Here is a 24,878-nt window from a genome sequence, read left to right as displayed (position 1 = left end):
CAATAACTGCATGGTATCGCGGAACGACAGACACGCCAACCGATTAATGGGTTTGGAAAGACAGCTCAATCGTATTTGCTAAATTCTTAACCGTTTGCGGTTTACCAAATAACCACCCTTGCCCATACTCCACATTCATGTTCACAAGTTCTCGTCGCTGCTCGTTGTTCTCAACCCCCTCAGCAATCAAGGTCACTTTCAGCTCATCAGCAATATTGACAATATGGGGTATCAACGATGAACGAATACTGTGATCTTCCATGTCCATCACGAAACTACGATCTATTTTTAAAAACTCACATTTTAAAGATTTCAGTTGGCTAAGGTTTGAGTAACCTACGCCAAAGTCATCGATGGCAACCCAAAACCCACGACTTCGAAGGGCTTTAATATGTTTTGCTGCACTGCTTGTCGCAAGCTGTTCATCTTCGATGATTTCCAGCACAAGCTTAAAATTTTTGTTATTTAAATCTAGCACCCAATCCAAATCGATTAATTCATCTTGCATAAAATCTGACGGGAATAAATTAAACGACACCTTGAAACCTTCAGGAATGTTGGCGCATCGATTTAATTCATCCATTGCCGATTTTATCATCACAGTAGTAAATTCCCATGTTTTGCCAATATCTCTTACTTGGGAAATAAAGTCATCAGGATAGATAGGGCCATATTCATCTTCAAACCGACTCAAAACCTCACAGCCTACTACTTCTCCCGTGTCTAAGTTTACAAACGGTTGGTACAAACAATAAAACATCCCTGATTTCAGCCCACGGTTTATCCGCGATTCTAAGGAACGTATGCGTCGCAAGTAATTGAAGGTGAGCATATGGGATAAAGCAGCTGCCATTAACATGATGCAGATAAAGAGCACTAATTTGCCCTTGTGAATTTTAAATATTCTGGCTTCATCAGGAACGACGGTTAGACATACTTCGGAGTAATATTTTTCACATTTAATTATTCTGAGGGAAAAATAGTCGGTACTAAGACTGCGTCCCTCGCGCCCCGTTATAGAAGGCGTTAATCGGGTGCTGCCTGCCATATGGTAAAGTTGCTCACCGTTATAAAAAAGCGCCCAATCTCGACCGAAATTCAGACCGATAACCCCATCTAAATCTAACACGGCGTTATAACGCCCCCGCTTCGCGATGGTGCCTTTAGATTGATTATCGAACAACTCTAAAGGTGTATTTATCCAAAATGCATCCCCTAAAGCCGTAACAAAATCTGGAACAGCTTCATCTATGGGTTGCTTTAATACCCCAAGATAGGTGCTGCACAATAATTTCCCATCACCAAAGAAACCAATTTCTTTCACGAAACGAGAGCGAAACAAGGTGCGTCGCATTTCGTTTAGATTATCTTCACTACAGGAATAATAAGAATTGGCGATTAAATAGTCTAGTGACGCTTCAGCGTCTTTAAATACCATCCGCACATTGGATAAGATATCTTCGGCACGGGCCTCTTCGTGTTCTTTTATGACTGAGAACATCAGTAGGCCGAGCACAACGCTAACAAATACAACCGTTAGAAACGATACGGCGATTGCTCTGAGATTGTCAGCGAGTAGATATTGTCTATGCTCATTATTGCTCATTTGTACCACATAAAATTAAGGCGTCTTATTGTGCGTATACACATGAAAGTAGTCGAAAAATTGACTATTAGAATAATACTTTAGATGGATTTAAGCATTGCAGAAGATTAAGTTAAGTCAATGAAGTGAAGAGAATAAAGTTAGCTAACGTCCAGATGACACGCAGCCACAATATTATACAAAGCGTGTGGTTTGCTGCTTTGACGAATTATTCAGTTGCCTAACAGTAAGGCGCCATCAAGGGATAGTAATACCAAATATGGGGAAAGGCTTTTATGTGGCAACGACAATCTGTAGGAGAGAAAAACATAGGTGCAATAACTATAGATGAAAGAGCTACAGATTAAAGCACTGTAAGAAAAACAAGGGAAAACTAAGTAAATGAAAAATAGAAGAGGAAGTAGAAGTAGAAAAAATAATAGATGAAACGCAAACAGGATGCCTGCAGCGGTATGAAGTTGATAAAGAAGTTTTATCAATGAGCAGTAGAACCTGCCAAAGTAAATGCTTTCCCGAAAATGGCGGAGCGGACGGGACTCGAACCCGCGACCCCCGGCGTGACAGGCCGGTATTCTAACCAACTGAACTACCGCTCCGCATAATGGGAAAGGTGCCTTTTAGTTAAGTGGCGGAGCGGACGGGACTCGAACCCGCGACCCCCGGCGTGACAGGCCGGTATTCTAACCAACTGAACTACCGCTCCACAATTTCAATGTTATCAGTGAGTTAGTTGAGTTGTTAAAACCCCTTGCCCTCACTGCGGCGCAGATAATACGGTTTAGACCCTGCAGAGTCAATGCTTTTTATTAATAAAATTGTCATCTGGGCACTGTTTGCACGATAAATAAACACAATGTTGAAATATAATTCAATCAGGCGGGAATTCGTACACATAAAACTAGGACGCTCTTCCCACAGGCCACGCTCACCTTAGGATAGCTTACTTACACTTTTGTATTAATGAATAGCAAAAGAACTCCTGCTACGGCGATACAGCCCTATTTAAATGGCCTATTTATTTGCCCCACTCTTTACCCTACTCTGCCGGTTTCGACTTCTTAAACCTTGCCAGCAACTTTTTAAAGCCCTTAGGTTCATTATCAAGCGATAAGTCAGATTCAGACACCACTTTCTTCTTGGCCTTTTTATTTTCTTTTTTCGTGGCTGCTTTTGCAGATGCAGGACCACTGGCCTTTCGTCTTTTCAAGATAATAATAACCGCAGCAATAACACCTATTAAAATGATGGTCCCATTCACCGCTAAAATAATCAGGGTTAGCGTGCCTGAATCCATTTCATCATCTTCAGCCATCGACTGTGTATTGTCTTGATTGAGAGATGTTGAACTATCACCCATTGAAAGCGGATCTTCACTGCCATCAACAATAGGGTCTTCGCCGTCAATAAGCGGGTCTATCACTTCTGGCTCAGGCGCTTCAGCCACAAAAGTATATTCAGGAACATCCAGTATGAAGTCTCGGCCTTCTGATGTTGTGCCATAGGCGGTTAATTTAACGCGATAAACCCCCTCTTCGTACGCCACGATAAGATGCTCTCGCACACTATCGCCGCCTTCGGTTAACGAAAAGTTTTGAATATCTGCGTTTGGAAATTTAATTTTACCGTCAATCAGGAGTGACTCAATATTAACTAGCTCGCGGTTCACATCAATGAGCAGCGTGTGATAACCGTCTCCCGTGCCATCGGTAGCGTCTAATTCAACATCCACATAAACAGGGTTGTTGTAAAGGATAATGGGTGCACCAATTTGTTCTCGCGTGAACATTGGCGTGTCTACTCGATAAACAGGCTGCCATTTACCTGCTGCAACCTTTAAATTGAATTGGCCAGTGAACACGCCATCCATTGGACGCTCATCCATACCCCGACCGTTATCTTCAAACTTTGCAATTTCTGCATCGTTAGCACCAAAGTTGTCGTAATTAGGGTCATTTGCACTTTCGAACTCAATAGACAATTCCACAACATCACGGAACTGTTGGTTATCTATTTTTTCGCCGCCGTTGGTTAGGTAAGCCGTAGATTTTAATATTTCGCCCGAAAAGAGAATGCTGGGAAGCGATGTGGCGTGAAGCTTAATATCAGAAATGACCATAACCCGACTTGCTGGGTTAACCTGACCTACCGCCTGCCAAGGGCCAGGCATAGGGTTTTCAATAGTGATCATGTCGAAGGTGTCGGCATCGAACCACTTAACGTAGGTCTCGTCCACCCGACCTTGAAATAACTTTGAACCATCGGGGCGAACTAATACTACGGGGGCAGAGCCGTATTCGCGAAAGAAAATCATGGAGACCTCTTTCACGTTGTAATCAATACGAAAACGATTCTGTAATAACTTAATCGAGTTTTCGTATTCATCCCCCAAGTCAGTAATAGGCGAAGGCGCAGTGTCGACTTGCGTGTCCTGTGATGACGGAGCTGGCAGCGAAGTATCTTGTGAAAATACCGTTGAAGTACATCCTAATAGGCACAACGCCAACACTAGTTTCATCACACCTACTCTCACTGTTGCCCGCTCCTTTGGAAATGTATTTTAAAAATGGTTAAGTACGTCTAGCAGCTAAAGCAACACACCATAACCTGCACCTGAATTAGCTATGCATCGTTTTGCTCTGGGCGCCACAAACATTTACCCCCTGCTTTTTCTACAATATCTAAACGGGATTCATGCTGTGCTAATTCATCGGCGCTAGCCTTGATAACCTTTAATTTATTTCCGTTTCTGTTCAACCGGCGAAGTGCATCTGATTGGTTTTCACCGCTGCCCTTAGATGCCAAATTAAGCTTTGTCTGTCCACCGGTCATTAGCAGGTAAACGTCGGCGAGTATTTCAGCATCCAGTAATGCCCCGTGAAGCTCACGGTGGCTGTTGTCTATGCCATAACGTTTACACAACGCATCTAGGTTATTTTTCTGCCCTGGGTGCATTTTGCGCGCAACCGCCAAGGTATCAAGCACACTACAAATATCTTTGGTGATAACGCCACGGGTTTTCGGTTCCATCCCAAATTCGTGATCCATAAAGCCCACATCGAAGGGCGCGTTATGAATAACTAATTGAGCACCGCGAATAAAATTCACAAAATCTTCGGCTACATCTCTAAATGTAGGTTTGTCGGTTAAGAACTCATTAGTAATACCGTGAACATCTATCGCTTCTTGTTCAATTTGGCGGCCTGGATTAATGTATACATGAAAGTGATTGCCAGTAAGTTTACGGTTAACCAGCTCAACACACCCAATTTCAATCACTCGGTGACCTTCTTTAGGGTCGATACCTGTAGTTTCTGTATCTAGTACAATCTGACGCATGATTCCTCTAATCTTACCTTTTGTTTTTTGATAGTATATCAACCCCTTCGCCACAGGCTAAGGGAAAAGCGAAATATGAAAGTAAATAATTTAAGGACACCCAGTGGCTCAAAAAACCATTCACATTTTTACTGATGGCTCATGCCTTGGAAACCCAGGCCCTGGCGGTTATGGTGCTGTTTTAGTTTATAACAGTCACCGTAAAGAGCTAAGTGGCGGATTCGCGCATACTACCAACAATCGTATGGAATTAATGGCGCCTATTGAAGCATTAAACAGCTTAACTGAGCCCTGCAACGTTGAATTGACGACAGATAGTCAGTATGTGAAAAACGGTATCAATCAATGGATCCACAACTGGCGTAAGAACGGCTGGCGCACATCAGACAAAAAAGCGGTAAAAAATGCCGACCTTTGGAAACGCCTTGATGAAGCAGTGAGCAAGCATAAAATTAATTGGCACTGGGTAAAAGGCCATTCGGGTCACCCTGAAAATGAACGCTGCGATGATTTAGCTCGGGGTGCGGCAGAAGCCAAACCTACAACACCAGACAGTGGCTTTACAGGCTAATTGCGTTAAGGATTAATAGCTTACAAGACCAATAGATTTGAAAGCAAATACCTCTATAGGTATAGGTAAAGGTAAAGGTTAGCGATTTTGCAAAAAGAAAAGGCTGCATCGCCTTTTCTTTCGTTACGCTAAATTGTTTTTATTTTTCGCGTCTCACTACCACTCTACAACTATCTTTCCTTGCGTGTTGTTACTTTCTAATCGTGCGTGAGATTTTGCGACATCATTTATTGCGTATACCGTATCTATGTTTACGCTAAGCTCGCCGGTGGTGAATGCTGGTAAACAGGTTGTCGAGAAGTCACTAATAAGCGCGCTTTTGTATTCATCCGTTCTATTGCGCAGCGTAGTACCTTGTATTCTGGCTCGTTTACCCAGCATCAATGCCATATCTAGGTTATCTGCATAACGCCCAGCTAACATGGCGAGGTAAACCACAATGCCATCGCGCTTTAGAATCTGAAGGTTCCGATTCAGATAATCGCCCCCTACCATATCAAGCACCATATTAACGCCTTCAGGCCAGTTAGTTTTTATCTCTTCAGCAAAGTTTTTATCTTTATAGTTTATCAGCAGGTTAGCGCCGTTTTGCTGGCAGTGCGCTAGCTTTTCTTGGGATGACGCGGTAACGGCACTTTCTACTCCCCAATAATGACAAAGCTGAGTAGCAGCTAATCCCACACCACTAGCACCACCGTGAATGAGTACTCGTTCTGCTGGTTTTACATTCGAAATAAGGCGCAAGCATTGAAATGCAGTAAGAAACACCTCGGCAAGGCCTGCTGCCGAGCTATACGGCATGTTCTCGGGAATAGGCATTAGATGTAGTGGATTGACGGCAACTTGTTGTGCATAGCCGCCGCCTGCGACCAATCCAAAGACCTTATCCCCCACTTTCCACTCACTGACTGTAGCGCCAACCTCTATGATCTCACCGGCAACCTCAAGCCCTAAAATTTCACTTTCACCAGGGGGCGGTGGATAGTGCCCTTGTCGTTGCAGTGTATCGGCACGGTTCACACCAAAGGCGTGTACTTGCACTAGCACTTTGTCGTCGGTGAGTACGGGTGCATCAACCTCTGCTATTGTTAGGCCTTCTGGTGCACAGCCTTTTTCGAAGTTTACAAATTGCATTAGTATCCTCTTTTTTGGAATTTCACTGGGGGTGCAGTATGTCTTTGCACGTTAGTGATAGCATGAATAATTACGTTAACCTATGACTACGTGGATGATAATTTTAAGTGCATAATTGAGTTCGCAATTTTAGCCTCATACCGCTAACAACTGGCTTATTGTGCAAAATTAGACTTAAAACAATGTAACGTAATGCTATTAAAACAAAACTCATGATCACCAATAGTTTGCTATAACTTTATGTGTTACCTAACGGCTGCGCTGCCTAAACAAACTTACTTTCAAACTTAATAAAATAGTTAAGTTCTGGTCAGTAAACGGGGTAATCATTCGCATAGGCAACGCTTTATCGCTATACTTCGCCCCGCCGCTTACGTGTGGTTGCAAGGGCCGTTCACTTGCTAAAGGCTTTTTATTTGGCTAAAGGCTTCTTATAAGGCTAAAGGCTTTCAATGCAATACCCACTTCCTAGCTAATTCAAGAAATAGAGTACGTTTCATGTCATCACAAGTTATATTGCATCCTAATAGAGATAAATCCCTTCGTCGTCGCCATCCTTGGGTGTTTGAAAGCGCCGTGGCAGAACTAAAAGGTAGAGGGCGCAGTGGTGACACTGTTGATGTGTTCGATTCAGAAGGTGATTGGTTAGGTCGCGGTGCTTACTCTCCTACTTCGCAAATTCGCGTGCGCATGTGGACATTTAGTAAAGAAGAAAGCATCGATAACGCGTTCTTTTTACGTCGCATGGAAATAGCACTTAAATTACGAACCCGTTTATTTGACCCAGAAGTGACCAATGCATTTCGCTGGATTGCATCTGAGAGTGATGGCCTTCCAGGTGTTACCATAGATTTGTACGACAACGTAGCCGTATTGCAACTATTAAGCGCTGGGGCCGAGAAGCACCGAGATAAAATTGTGTGGGCAATAAACAAGTTAAAGCCCGGTACCCACGTTTACGAGCGAAGCGATGTTGATGTACGTAAAAAGGAAGGTTTAGAGCCAGTTACAGGTGTGGTGAGCGGCGAGCCACCTATGCAAGTTACCGTGAAAGAAAATGGGCTTTCTATCATTGTTGATATAGAGAACGGCCACAAAACAGGCTTTTATCTTGATCAACGAGATAGTCGTGCTGCCGCTGCACATTATGCCAAAGACGCTGACGTGCTTAATTGCTTTAGCTATACCGGCACCTTTTCTTGTTACGCACTACAAGGCGGTGCAAAATCGGTTACTAATGTGGATGTTTCTCAACCTGCACTTGACCTTGCTAAGCAGCATGTGGCGTTAAATGGTTTAGATGAAAGCAAAAGTCATTACGTCAAAAAAGATGTTTTTAAGCAGTTGCGTGAATACCACGAACGTAAAGAACAATTTGATATGGTTATCCTTGATCCGCCCAAATTTATCGACAACAAAGCATCACTCACCCGTGCTGCCCGCGGCTATAAAGATATAAACCTGTACGGTATTCATGCGGTGAGAAATGGTGGATTACTGCTTACTTTTAGCTGCTCTGGCTTAATGCCAGCCGATTTGTTTCAAAAAATTGTGGCTGATGCTGCATTGGATGCAGGAAGAACCATCAAAATTATTGCGCGACTTAACCAAGCCACCGATCATCCTGTGATAGGCAGTTATCCTGAAGGGTATTACTTGAAAGGTTTAGTTTGTGAAGTCACTGATCTGTAATTTCTGGCGTACTTTTACATCCAACGAAATACACGTCACAGACGAATAAAAGCAAATTAATACAGGGTTACTGTTTAATTCATTAAGCATAAAAAAACGTGGCGCTAAGGTTTTATTAAGTGTTATTAGACTTGACTCACCTTTAGTGCCACGTTCTTCGAAAATTCAAATAAGAGGCAAACTTAGGAAACGCTTATGATGCCAATGTCATCTCATTTGAAGCAAAAGCCTGATCAGGACCACTACGTAGTTGCTGATCGCTAGCTTGCTCTTTAGGCTGGTTCTCAAACTTCTTCCAGACTCGCTCGTGAAAATAAAATACCACCGTATTCACAGCTGGCTCAACTAAGGCTACTGCCCCACCCACTACTGCACTACCTGTTAATAAATATGCCACTGTAAAAGCGACAGTGAAGTGCATACATGCAAAAGTGATTGTCTTTTTCATAATGATTGACCTAATAAGTTTGTCTCGAATCGTTAATGAGAATTATTATCGATTAGATACATTAAAGACAATTGATTTTTACGAAGGGCGCCATCGACTTATTCGATTTCAAACTTATGAAGGGCGTTGCTTAGCGGGTTTAAAACAAGTCATATACGCGCAGTCATAATGTGAAGAGATAAGCCAACGAGATAAATCAGCGGCCATTAAAGCCCGTGAAACATACCGCCGGGGAAGTCGGCAAAATGATTGCCAATAATTTATCGATGACTAAATGTAATTAGCTATGGGTAGCGGTGAGAAAAAAGGCTAGTCTGACTCAAGAGAAACTCAAGAGAGACTCACGAGAGACGTCGTGAGTCATTGTAATGAATATACTTAGGCTTGCGAAAACACTATCAGCCTATTTCATTTCTGTGATTTCAACCCCAATCAAACAGCTAGATTCCGTGTCTGGCTCACAGCGAACCACAGTAGCAATGGCTGCTAGTGAAGGTACTTGAGAGCTTGGAGAATCTATGGCAACGCTAACTTGCGTACCAATTTCTATCGAAGGTTCATCAACTTCTAAAGACATGCCTGTTGCACTTATATCTTTACACATTGCTTGCATAGTGCGGCTCGATTCATCATCAGTAACCTGTAACTGACAAGGCGAATTAACCATCATCCTGAAAAAATTTCGCTTATCGTCGTATCCCAACATTTCTACATCTCCACTACGTATTCAAACCACATGTTGCTCTACCTGTTATAGGGCGAGCTTGGCTGCTTGTCAATCAGCCTGATCAATAATTGTCCATTTATATTTAGAAAATTAGATTCTGTCATTTGGGAAATTAAACAAGCCGCTTAATTTCCCAGCTAGAAGTCAGCTAAAAACAGTGAGATACGCTTTGCCGATATGGGGTAAGCCGTACCTAATGCTTGGGCAAATAAAGACACCCTTAATTCTTCAATCATCCAACGTGTATCTAATAATGCTTCTGGTACTTTGCCTTTAGGGTATTTACCACACGCTTTTTCCCATTCACTTAGGGCTTTTTCAACGGTGAGTTGATGCATTCTGTCTTTATTCGGATCAATCGGTAGTTTTTCTAAACGACGAGACAAGCCTTTTATATATCGGTTCCAATCGTTAAGCCGTGCTTCACCTATATCCGAAACAAACCCTGGGAATACCAAGCTAGAAAGATGCCCTTTGCAATCGCCCAATGCGTTTATCATGTTAAGGGGCACATTGCCTTTCATTTGCTTTTGGCATTGATGTGCGAGCGTTAAGCCCTGCTCTACCTGCTTGGCTATTTCTAATACTTTGTCGTTAATTTGTGCGCGCACTATATCTACGCAGGCATCGAAATCCGCTTTGCTACGAATATCTGTGTTGTGCTTTTCACAATATTCGCCCACCAGCGCATCTATACCGGCAAAAATACAATCATCAATAAGCGCTTTAATTTGCCCAAACGGATTAAAGTAAAGACCCAGCTTCGCTTTATTGGGTAACTTACTTTGCAAGTAATTTAGCGGGGACGGCATGGCGTTTTTAATTAACACGTTCACACCTTTTCGGTGCATTGATTGCGCTTTTTCTGGCTCGTCTATAAGCGCGATATCTACCTTGTCGCCCTTTTCTACTAAAGCGGGGAAAGCTTGTACTTCAAAGCCACCCATTTTTTGCGCAAAAGTAGTAGGCAGTGTGTCGAAATCCCAACTTTCAATACCACTACGCTCAAGCTCAGGCGTAGCCGCCTTTTCAAAGGTTTCTTTTACTTGCCCAGCACATTGCTGTTTAAGAGCGTGTAAATCGTCTGAGCGCGCAATGGTTTCGCCTTTATCGTTTACTACCGTAAAGTGCATGATCAGGTGTCTATCTAGCTGCGACAGATTCCATTCATCTTCTTCTACGGTAATACCGGTCATTTTACGAAGCTTGGCGGTAACCGCCTCTACAAGGCTTATGGGGCGGCCATTTTTATCCGTCTCGCTTATATCTGCAATGCAGGCATCCGCAAAGTTAGGCGCAGGCACAAAGTTGCGGCGTAAGCGCTTTGGCAAGGTTCTGATCATCGACACTATGCGTTCATGTCGTAGCCCTGCCACTTGCCAATCAAAGCCAATATTTTCCACTTGGTTGAGTACCGGCAAAGGAATAATCACGCTAACCCCATCATCATCCGCATTCGGCTCAAAATGATAACGAAGCCCCATGGTGATGTTGCCCTGTCGCCATGCATCCGGAAAGGCGTTCTCTATGGCTTGTCCAGGCTGTTGGCGATACACGTCATCCTCGGTAAAGGTAAGCACGTCGCTTATCTTTTCGGTACCAGACTTTTCGCCGCCCGCTTGCTTAACTAACGCTTCTTGGTTTTTATACCATTTCTTAAACGCGGCTTCGTTGTTCGCTTCTACCGGAATACGCGAGGCATAAAAACGGACTAATTCGTCGTCATCAACCAAAAGATCTCGGCGTCGGGTCTTTTGTTCAAACTCATCGGCTTGTTCTAATAAAGCTTGGTTCTCTTTCAAGAAACCAAAATTAAGCCGCGTATTACCTTCAACTAAGCCTTCCCGAATAAAGAGTTCGTGACATACCGGCGGGTCAATTAGGCTATACACTTTGGCTCGTTTCATCACTATAGGTAAACCAAACAAGGTCACTTTTTCAAACGCGATAACTGCACCGCGTTTTTTCGACCAATGGGGCTCAGAATAACTATGCTGACTAACATGCCCAGCTAAAGACTCTATCCACGCGGGGTCTATTTTTGCCACCATACGTGCGAATAGCTTAGAGGTTTCAACGAGCTCAGCCGCCATTACCCATTTAGGTTGCGATTTAGAAAGCCCAGAACCTGGGAAAATCATAAAGCGGGTGTTGCGCGAGCCTAAGTATTCTCTGTCTTTATCTTTAAAGCCAATATGCGACAGTAACCCACTGGCAATGGCTTCGTGAATAGCTTGATAATCTGGCTCGTTTTTCACAATGCCAAAGCCCAGTTCGGCCACCGACTTTTTAAGTTGGCTAACAATATCTTGCCATTCGCGCATACGCAGATAATTAATAAATTGGCTCTTACACCATTTACGAAGGTGGTTCTGGCTTAATTCATTTTGCTGCGCTTTAAACGCGTCCCACAAGTTATACAAACTAATAAAGTCTGAATCTTTATCGGTATATTCGCTGTGCTTTTCATCCGCCTGTTGGCGTTTATCTTGTGGGCGCTCACGAGGGTCTTGAATAGATAGCCCCGCGGCAATTACCATGACTTCCATTAACGCATTGGTACGCTGCGCTTCAACCACCATACGGGCGTAGCGAGGATCGATAGGTAAACGGGCAATCTGCCTGCCCATTTTGGTAAGCTGCATACGGCCTTTTTGTTTCACGATGGCCTGAATTTCTTCTAGCAACCTAAAACCGTCGTTGATGTTGCGGTTATCTGGCGGTTGAACAAACGGAAAATCGGCAATATCCCCCAACCCCAACGCCAACATTTGTAAAATAACTGAGGCCAAATTAGTACGCAGTATTTCTGGGTCGGTAAATTCAGGGCGGCCAAGGTAATCATCTTCACTGTATAAACGAATACAGATACCATCGGAAACACGTCCACATCGCCCTGCCCGCTGATTCGCAGACGCTTGCGATATCGCTTCTATAGGTAACCGCTGTACTTTACTGCGAGCGCTGTAGCGTGAAATACGCGCCACACCTGGGTCGATAACATACTTAATGCCCGGCACAGTCAACGAGGTTTCTGCCACGTTGGTAGACAACACAATGCGCCTACCGGTGTGAGATTGGAAAATACGGTTTTGTTCTGCGGCGGAAAGCCTAGCATACAAAGGTACTATTTCAGTATTGCGGTATTGCCTGCGAATTAGCGCATCTTGGGTGTCGCGAATTTCACGTTCCCCACTTAAGAACACTAAAATATCGCCCGGTTTCTCGGTTAATAGCTCATCAACCGCCCCCACAATGGCGTCGGTTTGATCGCTATCGTTCTCGTTGTCTTCTGGGCTGTGATAACGAATTTCAACTGGATACGTACGTCCGCTCACTTCAATAATAGGCGCATTATTAAAGTGCTTCGAGAAACGTTCGGGGTCGATGGTAGCCGAGGTAATAATGAGTTTAAGTTCAGGGCGCTTGTCTAATAGCTGCCTTAAATAGCCCAGCAAGAAGTCGATGTTTAAGCTACGTTCGTGGGCTTCATCAATAATAATGGTGTCGTATTGATTCAAGAAACGGTCGTTTTGCATTTCTGCCAGCAACATACCGTCTGTCATCAGTTTTACGTAGCTTCGCTCGCTAACCTGATCGCTAAAACGAATCTTAAAGCCTACCTTTTCACCAAGCGGCGTGTTGAGCTCTTCAGCAATACGAGTTGCCACACTGCGAGCAGCCAATCGACGTGGCTGGGTATGCGCTATCATGCCACTGACACCACGGCCAAGCTCTAAACATATTTTCGGCAACTGGGTAGTTTTACCCGAGCCGGTTTCACCCGCTACAATCACCACCTGATTCGCTGCAATGGCAGCTTTAATATCGTCTTTTTTATCGCTAACCGGCAGTGGCGGATACGTCACTTCTGGCAAATTCTTTAGCCTGAAGGCACGCTTATCTTTTGATGCTTGAATATCGTTAACAAGCTTTTCATATCGAGTGGCTAGTTTGCTTTGCGGGCTATCAGCAGCATCAGTTTGGTTATTATCCTTTACCTTTTCACCGCTATTTAGCTGCTTCGTGAACTGCTGAATACGCCGTTTTAACGGGAATTTATCCGCCGACAGACAATCATCGAGTTGTGCATAAAGCGGTTTAATTTGAAAAGCGACAGGCGACGAAGGCGCGTTAGGTGAAGACAATTTACCATCCTACTTTTTAATACGAACTGGGTGATACGAACTGTACTATTTGTATAATTTGTATAATCTGTATAATTGGTACTATCTGTACTTGCGGTCTGTACTTACGAATTATAGCTGCGGTGCTTAATAGCAAAACGTGCTGTAAACCAATGTTGTAAAAACAACCTAAGCCGCAACTATACCAACCTATACGGCTAAACAGCGGAGAACGATCCTAGAAGAAGTGGCGCTAAATTTCCACCGTTAATCACGCTAGTTTGTTGCCTAGCTATTTTTGAGTTAGCGCTACTTCACAATAGCCGATGCTTCTGTTAACTCATCGTCATTTTTTTGTTCAAAGGTGGGAAAGTTGAACCAGATAGCCAACAAGCCAAACACGAAAATGAGCATGGGGTACCAGCAGTAAGGTGTAATGGCAAGCGGTGATATACCGACTACCGCAGCAGCACTTAATAACTGCGCCCCGTAAGGCACCAGCCCTTGAAAGCTACAAGAAAAAATATCGAGTAATGATGCAGTACGGCGAGGATCTACTCCATACTTTTCATTTAAATCGCTCGCGATAGGGCCAGCAGTGACAATCGCAATGGTATTGTTGGCGGTAGTTATATCTAAAAAGCTGACTAAACCAGCAATACTAAACTCTGCGCCCTTTTTGCTAGTAACACGTTTAGTCAGTCGGTTAATCAGCCAAGTAATTCCACCGTTCGCATGCATCAAGGCTACAATCCCGCCAATGGTAATGGCTATCATGGCTAAGTCTTGCATCCATCCCATGCCTTTTTGAATGCTGTGCATCATGGTAAGCACGGTAAAGCTGCCTTGCAGCAAGCCAACCACGCAAGCACTTGCAATACCCACAGCCAAAACAGTGATAACGTTAAAGCCTGTTAGTGCAAAACCAATAATGAATAAATACGGCAATATGCGCCATACATCGTAATCTTTAGTTTCAATAAGCTCTGAAGTATCTACATCAACAAAGACTAACAGCAGTACCATGGTGGCCAAGCAAGCTGGTAACGCTACCATCAAGTTTGCACGAAATTTGTCTTTAAGCTGTACACCTTGGGTTCGAGTGGCCGCAATAGTGGTGTCTGATACAAATGACAAATTATCACCAAACATAGCGCCGCCTACTACCACGCCAAGGGCAAGCTCAACCGGTAAGCCTAAGCTGTTTGCTAGCCCCGCCCCAATGGGTGAAAGTGCAGTAATGGTGCCCATAGAGGTACCCATGGCAAACGAAATAAAGCAGCAAATCAAAAATAGCCCGGGCAATATCATGGCAGTAGGTACAAATTGTAGCGCCATATTTACCGTAGCGTCGCGCGCACCAATATCGATAGTGACCGCGTAGAAGGCGCCAGCAAGAAGAAATATCAGCACCAGTAAAATAATGTTTTTATCGCCGCCGCCTTTGCAAAACGTTTGTACTTTTTCTGAGAAACTTACCTTTTCGCCTTTAGGGTTTAGGCATAGCCCGTAACCTGCACTAATAAAAAACGCCACCAAAATAGGCATAGCGGTAATATCGTTAGTAATAAGGCCTGTAGCTACCACCAAAACAACAAATAATAAAATGGGCGTTAAACCCATTGGGTTGGGCTTAGGTTGGCTACTTGAAATTGATTGCTGCACAGAAAACTCTACTTCTTTAAATCAGAATGGGCACGGCGTAAGGCCGACGATTATTGTATCTATAAGGCGCTTTACGTCTAAATAACTATAAACAAACAGGTTTAGGTTAGCGCGCTTACATTGGTAGACATTTAAACAATAATGTAAAAACGAGTGAAAGGATAAAAGGTTTTGCACCTAATGCAAAGCAAATTAACGGGCGCGCAGCTCACTTGGGGTCAAACCGGTTAATCGTTTTATCGTACGGCGAAAGTTAGGCAGGTCGGAAAAGGCCATTTGCGAGGCGCTTTGTTCGTTGTTTAGCTTTTTAAGCGCCAGCAATACGATGGCTTGTTGCCGCCGTGCTTCTTCGCTTAGCCCGCGGTAAGTGTAGTTATGGTCGCTTAGCTTTCGTTTTAATGTTGCGGTACTGCACCCTAAATTTCTCGCTAAATCCGCCAAGCCTTTTTGAGGCTCTTGTAATGTCTGAATTCTTATATAGTCGAGTAAGCTCAAATTTGGTGTGTCTTGAGGTGAAGCCGGGGTTTGCTGATATGCCAAACTACGCTGTGCCTCGCCTTGGATATCACACTGAACATCGCCTTGAACATTGCCTGCTTTATCATCGGCAAACGGGAAAGCGGAAGTCATACAAGATTTGGGGAGGGTTATAGACATCAGGGGCGAATGAAAAGCAACCCGAAGTCCTAGGTAAGTTTCGAAATCTTGAACGTTGCGTGGTCTTTCTGAATCTATTGTAAAACTCAAAGGTAAACGGGTGCCAGTCCACTGCTTAAGTAAAGCCACCAGCATGGATAAATACAACTCGGCAATAAATGGCCAAAGCTTATGGGCACCTCTTTTTTCACACCCCATAGTGTCTTGTAACACCCAAATATATTTATCTTGCAGCGAAAAGCGCTTAAACGATACCAAGGGAATACTCCCCCACCGTATTGCTGTAAGTGCTTCAATGGCCTGCTCAAGGTTTTGGCTTCGTTTAATATTGGCTATATCTTCACGTAGCCATACCCCACCTAAACTTTTACCTATCAAAAAGCTAACATCATTACCCTTGCACTGCCCTCTTACATTTGAAAATAAGGCTATACATTGTTTGGCACTAATACGCGTATTTACCGTAAGGCTATCGTCAAAAATACCCGTACCACGAAGTATTTTGTCTTTACTTGCGCCGCGGGGAATGGCCACGTCCAGCACTGCATTTACAAGGTGATAGGCAGGTATCACTTTGTCTGACTGAGTCACTGGTGCTGGCGAAAGTGTTTGCACAGGCCTTTGAGTTGGCCCTGAAGTCACCACTGAGCTAGCTATCACTATGCAGCGTTCCTGCTGCCATTTTTATTGCTTTGGGCGCTGTTGCTGTCTTCAAGCTGAAGCAGCAAATGCTGCAAAGTATCGGTGAGCGAGCCTTGTTGAGTAAGTGGCGCAACCACTGCGCGCGCACTGGTATAAATGGCGGCCGTGTCTTCTTTATAGCGAAACGCTACATGGCTAATACTGGCTCTAACTTCTTTTACAATATCTTGGGCTTCGGCTTCATTCACATTAGGCAGCAATAGCGCAAATCTATCGCCGGCATATCGACAAGCTAAATCTTGCTGTCTTAGGTTCATCACCACCAGTTGAGCGACTTCGTGCAAGTAGCGGTCGCCTTCGGCCTGCCCATAGCGCTGATTAAAATAAGAAAATTCATTAATATCAATAATGGCCACGTAGCCATCATTTCCCGATGCTTGCAATGCGGTAACCCGTGATTGCCAGTAATCGCCTCGATACAACTGGGTAATAGGATCTATTTCTTGGTGGTCTCGGTAGTCCCATTCTCGGCGCCGAAGCTGTAAATTGATTGCACGCTGTTCTAGATGCCATAGGTAGAGCGCCGCAGTCATGATAATCATGCCAATCGCGGCGGGTATCGACTCAATCATGCTGAGCCACAACGCGGAATCAGGGTAACGTAAAAACTCATCAAGTAAGTCGAGTGTCATTGAGAATAAGAAAAATACTAACCCCACAATTAACAGGCTAGTGACCTTACCTGGCGGCCGACTGGCCAATACGGCAACAATCCATCCTAGAGTCAGCAGTACTACACTGCCCTCACCCACGATGTCTAGGCCAGATATAATGGCGAGGGGCTTGGCGTTGCCAAAGGTCAGGCTCAAAGAGCTCGCCAGTGCAACCGTAGCAAAAGTAAAGAATAGCCAGCCTTTGTGATGACTGAACTGTGTGGCATTTCGTAAGGTAAACATGATGTCGCACTCTTATGGGTAGCAAACTGTACTTTTCCCGCGATTACCAAGCAATCGGGAACAAGCAGTAAAACAAGACTCAGGAAATATCCCATTTTTATCCTGATTGTCGAGGGTCAGTTTGGCTCATCAATGTGACAAATTAGTGGCAACGCACCTTTGAAATTAAAAAAAATATCAAAATACCTAAACTTATTAGCATGTTACTAGCAGGTCAATTTAGCTCATCTTTCTTCCATTCTGATCATATTCGCCATTTTTGCCGGTGTTGATAGCGTTCTCGTCATGTAATTGTCATATCCACTTTTTACCGTATCCGGCATCGAACCTTGATCATAAACATAGCTCATACACATTAATCATCAAACTACTTTGCACACATTGCTCACGGATTAAGAATGAAAATTAAAACCCGCTATTCTACATTACGCATTGCCTGTATTGCCGCCCTTGGCCTTTCCCTGTCTCATCAAGCCTTAGCCGCTAACGGCGCAATTACCGGCACACTCAACGACGCCGCAGAAGCGCGAGTGTACGTAGGCGCTAAGGTGAAACTTGTAGAGCTGAACTTAACCACAGAATCTCGACGCGACGGTAGCTTTCGTTTCTCGGGTGTACCTGCGGGTACCTATACCTTAGAAGTTTCTTATTTAGGTGAAGAAACGGTCACGCAGAAAGTCACAGTAAGCGATGATGACACGGTACGCCCTACAATTGAGCTGGGTGAAGGTGACGAACTTGAAGAGTTACTCGTACTAGGTCAACGTAGTAGCCAAGCTAGCGCGATTAACCAACAGCGTGTATCTAACCGTATATCTAATGTGGTATCTGCCGATGCCATTGGGCAATTCCCCGACCAAAATGCCGCAGAATCGTTGCAACGTTTACCAGGCTTGTCGATAGAGCGCGACCAAGGCGAAGGCCGCTTTGTGGGCATTCGCGGTATCGATCCTAACTTAAACAACGTGACCATTAATGGCTTAAACATTCCTTCACCAGAATCTGGTGTACGTTCGGTGGCATTAGATGTTATTCCATCAGAGCTAATTCAAACCCTTGAAGTGTCGAAGTCGGTTACCCCTGATATGGACGGCGATGCCATCGGCGGCTCTGTTGAAGTGACCAGTGTTAGCGCGTTCGACAAACAACAAGATACGGCGAGCATTACCGTACAAGGTAGCCAAAATGACTTGCGTGACGAAGTCAGCCCTAAAGTATCTGGCACCATTACAAAAAAATTAACGCCTGATTGGGGTATTGCTGCTGCCCTTTCTTATTTTGACCGTGACTTCGGCTCTGACAACGTTGAAAGTAATGGCGATGATGAGGTAGAACAACGCCAGTACACCATTACTCGCGAACGTTTGGGTGGAGCAGTAAATCTTGATTACCGTCCAAACTTTAACAACCAGTATTATCTTCGCACTCTGTACAGTGAGTTTTCAGACGAAGAATACCGCTTAAGTAATACCTTCACCCTAGATGGTGAAGACTCAGAAATTGAGCGTGGCAGCAAAGACAGAAAAGAAACCCAAAGCATCTTCACCGTGGCCCTTGGCGGTGAACATCAGTTACAAACATGGAAAGCAGATTGGCAACTTGGTTATGCCAAATCTGATGAAGATGAGCCAGACGCGCTCTACTATAATTTTGTGACTGAAAACGACAGTATTGATGCGAATCTGGCCACTATTCGCCCTGCTATTACTCAAAATGCGGATGCATTGGATTTATCAACGTACGAGCTTGATGAAATTTCGTTTGAAGATAACTATACCAAAGACACTGAAACCAGTTTCAAACTCGATTTGGCCCGCCCTGTAAACTTTGGCAGCTATTTGGGTGAATTAAAATTAGGCACAAAATATCGTAGCCGCGAAAAAGATCGCGACAGCAGCATATTCATTTACGATGGCGATTTTGACGGTATTAATCCTGCTGATTTCGGTGATGACTCACCAGAATATTCACTAGGCGATTTTGGTCCGGGCTTGTCTCGTTCTGGTATGCGTGATTATTTCAACACTAACCGTGCTGCACTAGAATTGGCCGAACTTGATTCAGAGATTGAATCTAATGGTGCTACTTATGTCAATGAAGAAGATATCTTTGCTGCTTACGTAATGGGTAGTGTTGATATTGATAAGCTTCATATTGTGGCTGGTGTACGCTACGAGCGCACTGATTTCAGTACCTCAGGCATGCGTGTTGAACTTATTGAAAATGAAGAAACCGATGTTGAAGACGTGGTTAACACGGTATGGGAAGCCGAGCGAGATTACGATCACTGGTTACCCAGCATCAACGCTCGCTACGCGTTTTCAGATAAACTTCAACTTCGCGCTGCGTATACGCAAACCATTTCACGCCCTAAGTTTGAAGATGTCGCTGCGTTTCAAATTATCGAAAGCAAAACTGAAGAAGATGACGGCGTTTTTGTTACCGAGCGAGAAGCAGAAGTGGGCAACCCAGAGCTTCAACCTTACGAAGCACAAAACTTTGATTTATCTATAGAGTACTACCCAGGTGATATTGGCGTACTGTCAGCCGGTTATTTCTACAAAGATATTGATAACTTTGTGGTGTATGCCGATGTTGCAGGCACCGAAGGTTGGGAAGACTACGATGAAGCCATTCAAGCCATTAACGGTGAAAGTGCCAGTTTACACGGGCTAGAATTGTCGTGGGTTAAAGCATTTAACAACGGCTTTATTATGTCGACCAATGCCACCTTCACCGATTCAGACGCCACCACATTCTTAGACGGTGAAAAGTTTGAAACTCAACTGCCTAACCAGTCAGACACCATTGGAAACCTAACCTTTGGTTACGAAGCCAACGACTTTAGCTTGCGCTTAGCCATGACCTATAAGAGTGAAAACTTTGAGGAAATTGATGGCGACATGCTGCGCTTTGAAGATGAACATGCCCAGCTAGATTTCACTGCAAAGTATTTCATTAACGATGATATGCAGGTGTATTTCAACGCAATCAACATCAATAACGAGCCATTTTATAACTACTTCGATTCGCGCACTAATAATGCACAATTTGAAGAATATGGCCGTACGTTTGAGCTAGGTTTTACATGGCAAATGCGCTAATTAAGCGCATTATTTACCCATATTTGTAAAACAAGATCTTACGTTTAAATATACGTTAAACCCTAAACGTCATACACAGGCGTTTAAAAAATGGGCGCGCTACAAGCGCGCCCTTATTAGAGATAAATTCATGCGCGTACTACTGCTTCTTTTTGCCTTTTTGTCACTGACGTGCCAAGGGCAAATCACATCACACAATTACTACCAACAACACCACATTAATAACCTTGAAGGTGAAGATAATGCTTTTCATTTTTTAGTGGTGGGTGACTGGGGCCGCAATGGCCATTTTTATCAACGGGATGTCGCTAAATGGATGGACATTGCCAGCTACCAGCTTGATGCTGAATTCATCGCCACTACCGGCGATAATTTTTACGATAACGGGGTGGCGTCGGTTGAAGACCCATACTGGCGTACTTCATTTGAAGACATTTACCATCAGCCCCACTTATTTGTTGATTGGCACCCCGTGCTGGGCAACCATGATTATCGCGGCAATTGGCAAGCACAAATTGACTACAGTAAAGTGAGTCGACGTTGGGACATGCCCGCGCAGTATTATAGTAAAACGGTACAATTAGAAGATAATACCACTGCGCTTATTCTATTTATCGACACTAACCCGCTAAACCCAGATTACGCCACTGAAGCGAAATACCAAGAAGCCTATTCTCAAGGCTCAAAAAAGCAATTAGCGTGGATAAACACCATGCTTTCAAACAGCAATGCTAAATGGAACATTGTGATTGGCCATCACCCTCTGTATTCAAGTGGAAAACGTTATGGCACAACCAGCGCTATTAAAAATGTACTAGAGCCTATACTGCATCAGCACGGCGTAGACGCCTACATTGCTGGCCACGAACATGACTTGCAACATAACCAGTTACCCAATGACTCGCTGGTACATATTGTATCTGGTGGTGGTTCAGAAGTGCGCCCAGTAGGACATTACGACTTTACCCGTTTTGCTGAATCGACGGGGGGTTTTGTGGCGGTAAGTATGACTAATAACGAACTTGGATTTACCTTTATTAACCACAAAGGGGCCGTGATTTATCGCCATAAAGTGCAAAAGCTTAGCGCTGGAACAAAAGGAACTGGCAATGAATAAAGTAAAGAACAGCCTTACAACATTTGCCATAAAAACAACTCAATTCGCTTTTTGCTTGGCCGTTATGACAAGTGCGAATGCAGTTGCATCAAGCGTAGCCGACCTAACGCTAACAAAAACTGGTTCTAATGTTTCTACTGACTTTGAAACAACATACAAATTAAACGGTAAGACGATAAGCGTAACTATTAGTGAAACCAATGGTTTGACCGTTTCTGATAACAAAAATATGCTCGCGTCGCAAAAAGGCCACTTTGTTAATGCAGGAAATTACGTAGTTTCTGATGAATTAGAGCATACTAACAGCAGCTATATTCAAACCTTAGTATTTGATATTAACAGCCAACAAGTACGTAGCTATAAAATAAGTACTGAAAATACGCCAAACCACACCATTCGCATTATCCAAACATCAGCAACTGAAGTGAAAGACTCGGAAGCTTTGTGTAGTGCTAATATCGACGGCAAATTACAGTTCGTTAATATCGATGCCTTAGGCATGCTCACCCAGTACTTAGCGATACCCGATAAAAGCGATAGCACACTTACCGTTCATAATTTACGAACTCTGGCTATTGGTCCAGGCATAAAAAGTTGTGCGCTTGGGGTTAACTACAACGCTTCTGACATTTACGTTTCTGACTCAAAGTTTAATCGTTCAGCGGCACGTCACGCGGAACTTACCCTCTATTTAGCCGACGAGTACGCGGGTGTATGGGCCATGCCTGCAGATGAAGAAGCAGAGGTCGAGCGCACGCTTACCTTCAACCAGCCTGACACCCCGGTTGAAGGTGTTGCTACGCTTAATGGATTGGAGGCACGTAACTTGTTTTCCTCCAGCTCAGTTACAGACAGCACAGTTACAAACAGCCCTAGTACACAAAGCTCGCTTGCCGCGTGGGTAAGCCCAGAACACAACGGCCTTTGGCTGCACAATACCTGCGCCACAACCTTCTTTGGTTTTGATAAAGACATAGCCCCAGAAGATATCGCGCTGTCGGTAAAAAGCGATACGGTTTTCGCCAACATCTACGATGACAACTCAGGCAGCACCTTCACCACCGACATCACTAACGCCATAAAAGCGCTGTACGCTTGCAAAACAAGCCAAGCATCTCTTAACAAGACACCCACACTTAGCGATACGCTTAACAAGACACCCATTACGCTTAACAAGACACCCATAGTAAAAAAAGAAAACCTCACTAGAGAGACACCCATCACAAACGATGACGTCCCCACTAACAAGACACCCATGTTTTCTGCTATAGAACTGCAGCCTGTTTATGAAACCGATGTGGTGGAAAATTATGGTGATGCAGCCGATGATCCTGCTATTTGGGTAAACAAAAACAACCCATCTAAAAGTTTGGTGATTGGCACTAACAAAAAAGGCAGCCTAAATACCTACAACTTACAAGGTGAGTTAGTTGCCTCACACAAGGTAGGACGAGTAAACAACGTGGGCGTGGCATACAACTGGGCACCACAACACGATATCGCAGTGGCAAGTAACCGAAGCAGTAACAGCATGTCAGTCTTTTTCATCGATAAGAAAACTGGCGAGCTAACCTTCAACACTAACATCCCTACCCCGCTAACCGATATTTATGGGCTGTGTGCATTTTCAAACAATAATCACACCCAAGTATTAGTAAATAGTACTGATGGCCGGTACTTGCACTATCAGTTGAATACCTTAGAAGATGCTTCACGCGTTTCTGCCACCCTAATTCACGACTTTGAATTGCCGTCTCAGCCGGAAGGTTGCGTTGTAGACACCGATACACAAATTGCCTACTTGGGAGAAGAAGGTGCAGGCATATGGGCGTTGGATGTTTCTGAAGCCGAAACAATGCCTTCATCAACCCTTAGCAAAACGTTTAACAAGACACCCATGCTTATTGTTCCTATAAAATCCCCGGTTACCGCTGACATCGAAGGTTTATCGTTATTCGATGTAGACGGTGTACGCTATTTAGTTGCTTCTAGCCAAGGCAATAATCAGTACGCTGTTTATGAAAGCAAGGCACCTTATAGTTTGGTGGGTATGATTAGCATTGGTGCAAATTATGATAAAGGCATTGATGGGGTGTCGGAAACCGATGGTCTTGAAACCTCCAACGTCAATCTAGGCGGCCCCTTTAATGGTGGGCTATTGGTGGTACAAGATGGAAGAAATGTGATGCCTAGCCAACGGCAAAACTTTAAGTTTGTAGCTGGGGACGACTTAGCTGATGCTATTCGCACTCACGTAAGCACACACATAAGCAACTCACTCTAGGTAATTAACTGCTCTCAATCATTTTTCATAGCCGTTTTTATAGCCATATTCCATAATCAGGCGCCGATGAGCTGCTTGAGATAAACGATATGAGAACAATATGTTACTCAAAAAAAGGGTAAGCTGAATGGCTTACCCTTTATACTTTTGGAATGCTTTTACAAAACGACCAATGCTAGCTAGCGCGCTGATAGCCCGATCGAAGTTGTACGTCTATTGCTCGAAGCACTGCCGTTCGGTTAATACTTCCAACCAATACCCCATCGTCGTCAACCACAGGGTAAACGCGAGGCTTATTTTTAATCAGTAATTGTGCAAGTTCTATTACCGACAGATACGGTTTAATAACCACAACCGGCGCTTTCATTATTTCTGCCACTCGGCAAATCTGTTCTCGGTAGTAACTCGACGCTATCATTTGAGCAATGCAATCTTGTTCAGACAAAAAGCCAATTACCTTCCCTTTAATATCAATCACTGGGCCTCCACTTTGCCCGCAAGCCAATAAAGCCTCTACGGCTTCGGCCACCGTCATATCCCCATTTAATTTCACGGGGTGAGTATTCATATAATCACTGACTAGCAACGATTCCATATTTCTCTCCCGGCCGCGGCGTCTTTTATATTTTTATACAGCCTGAAGACGAGACGGCACTGCTTGTTATAGTAATGATGTAACGCAATGTTATTTTTTTGTAATCAAATTATTTCTGTTACGCTTTAAGCCTAGTAGACTATGCTTATGACAGCTACTTTTTCTATTCGAATTTGCTCACTAAAACATTATTTTAAGCGGCTTTTTAAACCAAACT

Annotated in this window: 16 protein-coding genes and 2 tRNA genes; 5 read left to right on the top strand and 13 right to left on the bottom strand. The window is 43.9% G+C overall.

Features of this window, described 5'->3' with window-relative positions; translation table 11 throughout:
* Positions 1-43: 43 nt before the first annotated feature.
* The 5 genes from J5X92_RS05930 to dnaQ form a co-directional block, all read right to left on the bottom strand.
* A complete protein-coding gene (locus J5X92_RS05930) occupies positions 44-1,606 on the bottom strand; it encodes an EAL domain-containing protein (RefSeq protein ID WP_208805053.1) in 1,563 nt (520 codons plus the stop codon).
* A 519-nt stretch (positions 1,607-2,125) separates the two neighbouring features.
* Positions 2,126-2,202 (bottom strand) — tRNA-Asp (locus J5X92_RS05925).
* A gap of 30 nt (positions 2,203-2,232) precedes the next feature.
* Positions 2,233-2,309, bottom strand: a tRNA-Asp gene (locus tag J5X92_RS05920).
* Between the two features lie 333 nt (positions 2,310-2,642).
* Positions 2,643-4,136, bottom strand: a complete 1,494-nt coding sequence (locus J5X92_RS05915) for a TIGR03503 family protein (RefSeq protein WP_013784492.1) — start codon at positions 4,134-4,136, stop codon at positions 2,643-2,645.
* An 89-nt stretch (positions 4,137-4,225) separates the two neighbouring features.
* Complete coding sequence (gene dnaQ / locus J5X92_RS05910; protein WP_013784493.1) at positions 4,226-4,942, bottom strand: DNA polymerase III subunit epsilon; 717 nt, start codon at positions 4,940-4,942, stop codon at positions 4,226-4,228.
* Positions 4,943-5,045: 103 nt separating this feature from the next.
* Between dnaQ and rnhA the strand changes: the two genes are divergently transcribed.
* Entirely contained in the window at positions 5,046-5,513 is a 468-nt protein-coding gene (gene rnhA / locus J5X92_RS05905) for a ribonuclease HI (protein WP_013784494.1), read from the top strand.
* 156 nt (positions 5,514-5,669) lie between these two features.
* Here rnhA and J5X92_RS05900 read toward each other — a convergent pair whose 3' ends face one another.
* Entirely contained in the window at positions 5,670-6,647 is a 978-nt protein-coding gene (locus J5X92_RS05900; protein WP_208805052.1) for an NAD(P)H-quinone oxidoreductase, read from the bottom strand.
* A gap of 498 nt (positions 6,648-7,145) precedes the next feature.
* On the opposite strand from J5X92_RS05900, the gene J5X92_RS05895 reads away from it, so the two are divergent.
* Entirely contained in the window at positions 7,146-8,339 is a 1,194-nt protein-coding gene (locus tag J5X92_RS05895; RefSeq protein WP_208805051.1) for a class I SAM-dependent methyltransferase, read from the top strand.
* A 193-nt stretch (positions 8,340-8,532) separates the two neighbouring features.
* Here the strand turns inward: J5X92_RS05895 and J5X92_RS05890 are convergent, their stop codons facing one another.
* The 6 genes from J5X92_RS05890 to J5X92_RS05865 form a co-directional block, all read right to left on the bottom strand.
* Complete coding sequence (locus tag J5X92_RS05890) at positions 8,533-8,787, bottom strand: DUF2061 domain-containing protein (RefSeq protein WP_208805050.1); 255 nt, start codon at positions 8,785-8,787, stop codon at positions 8,533-8,535.
* A 403-nt stretch (positions 8,788-9,190) separates the two neighbouring features.
* Positions 9,191-9,493 (bottom strand): PilZ domain-containing protein, encoded by a 303-nt coding sequence (locus J5X92_RS05885; RefSeq protein ID WP_013784499.1) that lies wholly within the window; start codon positions 9,491-9,493, stop codon positions 9,191-9,193.
* Between the two features lie 158 nt (positions 9,494-9,651).
* On the bottom strand, positions 9,652-13,662 hold the full coding sequence (gene hrpA / locus J5X92_RS05880) for an ATP-dependent RNA helicase HrpA (protein WP_208805049.1): 4,011 nt from the start codon (positions 13,660-13,662) through the stop codon (positions 9,652-9,654).
* Positions 13,663-13,950: 288 nt separating this feature from the next.
* The gene (locus J5X92_RS05875) at positions 13,951-15,264 is read right to left on the bottom strand and encodes a Na+/H+ antiporter NhaC family protein (protein ID WP_208805125.1); all 1,314 of its coding nucleotides are present in this window, start codon (positions 15,262-15,264) and stop codon (positions 13,951-13,953) included.
* Between the two features lie 234 nt (positions 15,265-15,498).
* Positions 15,499-16,623 carry a helix-turn-helix domain-containing protein gene (locus J5X92_RS21400; RefSeq protein ID WP_208805048.1) on the bottom strand — a complete coding sequence of 375 codons (1,125 nt, stop codon included), beginning with the start codon at positions 16,621-16,623 and terminating at the stop codon, positions 15,499-15,501.
* Positions 16,623-17,561, bottom strand: coding sequence for a diguanylate cyclase (locus J5X92_RS05865; protein ID WP_208805047.1), 939 nt, complete (start codon positions 17,559-17,561; stop codon positions 16,623-16,625). Before J5X92_RS05865 ends, J5X92_RS21400 begins: the two co-directional genes overlap by 1 nt.
* Positions 17,562-17,959: 398 nt before the next feature.
* Here J5X92_RS05865 and J5X92_RS05860 point away from each other — a divergent pair, with 398 nt between their 5' ends.
* From J5X92_RS05860 to J5X92_RS05850, 3 genes are all read left to right on the top strand, one after another.
* Positions 17,960-20,665: a TonB-dependent receptor gene (locus J5X92_RS05860; protein WP_208805046.1), complete on the top strand. Its 2,706-nt coding sequence runs from the start codon at positions 17,960-17,962 to the stop codon at positions 20,663-20,665.
* A 130-nt stretch (positions 20,666-20,795) separates the two neighbouring features.
* Positions 20,796-21,782 (top strand): metallophosphoesterase, encoded by a 987-nt coding sequence (locus J5X92_RS05855; protein ID WP_208805044.1) that lies wholly within the window; start codon positions 20,796-20,798, stop codon positions 21,780-21,782.
* A complete protein-coding gene (locus J5X92_RS05850) occupies positions 21,775-24,066 on the top strand; it encodes a phytase (protein ID WP_208805043.1) in 2,292 nt (763 codons plus the stop codon). Before J5X92_RS05855 ends, J5X92_RS05850 begins: the two co-directional genes overlap by 8 nt.
* A gap of 175 nt (positions 24,067-24,241) precedes the next feature.
* On the opposite strand, the gene J5X92_RS05845 is transcribed toward J5X92_RS05850, so the two are convergent.
* Positions 24,242-24,661 carry a CBS domain-containing protein gene (locus tag J5X92_RS05845; protein WP_013784507.1) on the bottom strand — a complete coding sequence of 140 codons (420 nt, stop codon included), beginning with the start codon at positions 24,659-24,661 and terminating at the stop codon, positions 24,242-24,244.
* Positions 24,662-24,878 lie beyond the last annotated feature (217 nt).

The organism is Alteromonas sp. K632G (assembly GCF_017653625.1).
Taxonomy (GTDB): Bacteria; Pseudomonadota; Gammaproteobacteria; order Enterobacterales; family Alteromonadaceae; genus Alteromonas; species Alteromonas naphthalenivorans.
This window is presented reverse-complemented; position numbering and strand designations above follow the sequence as displayed.

What these genes read in the sequence shown, in the direction of transcription:
- J5X92_RS05930 (WP_208805053.1), bottom strand. Translation starts at nt 1,606, where the DNA reads ATGAGCAATAATGAGCATAGACAATATCTACTCGCTGACAATCTCAGA.
- dnaQ (WP_013784493.1), bottom strand. Translation starts at nt 4,942, where the DNA reads ATGCGTCAGATTGTACTAGATACAGAAACTACAGGTATCGACCCTAAA.
- J5X92_RS05900 (WP_208805052.1), bottom strand. Translation starts at nt 6,647, where the DNA reads ATGCAATTTGTAAACTTCGAAAAAGGCTGTGCACCAGAAGGCCTAACA.
- J5X92_RS05895 (WP_208805051.1), top strand. Translation starts at nt 7,146, where the DNA reads ATGTCATCACAAGTTATATTGCATCCTAATAGAGATAAATCCCTTCGT.
- J5X92_RS05890 (WP_208805050.1), bottom strand. Translation starts at nt 8,787, where the DNA reads ATGAAAAAGACAATCACTTTTGCATGTATGCACTTCACTGTCGCTTTT.
- J5X92_RS05885 (WP_013784499.1), bottom strand. Translation starts at nt 9,493, where the DNA reads ATGTTGGGATACGACGATAAGCGAAATTTTTTCAGGATGATGGTTAAT.
- J5X92_RS05875 (WP_208805125.1), bottom strand. Translation starts at nt 15,264, where the DNA reads ATGGGTTTAACGCCCATTTTATTATTTGTTGTTTTGGTGGTAGCTACA.
- J5X92_RS05865 (WP_208805047.1), bottom strand. Translation starts at nt 17,561, where the DNA reads ATGTTTACCTTACGAAATGCCACACAGTTCAGTCATCACAAAGGCTGG.
- J5X92_RS05860 (WP_208805046.1), top strand. Translation starts at nt 17,960, where the DNA reads ATGAAAATTAAAACCCGCTATTCTACATTACGCATTGCCTGTATTGCC.
- J5X92_RS05855 (WP_208805044.1), top strand. Translation starts at nt 20,796, where the DNA reads ATGCGCGTACTACTGCTTCTTTTTGCCTTTTTGTCACTGACGTGCCAA.
- J5X92_RS05850 (WP_208805043.1), top strand. Translation starts at nt 21,775, where the DNA reads ATGAATAAAGTAAAGAACAGCCTTACAACATTTGCCATAAAAACAACT.
- J5X92_RS05845 (WP_013784507.1), bottom strand. Translation starts at nt 24,661, where the DNA reads ATGGAATCGTTGCTAGTCAGTGATTATATGAATACTCACCCCGTGAAA.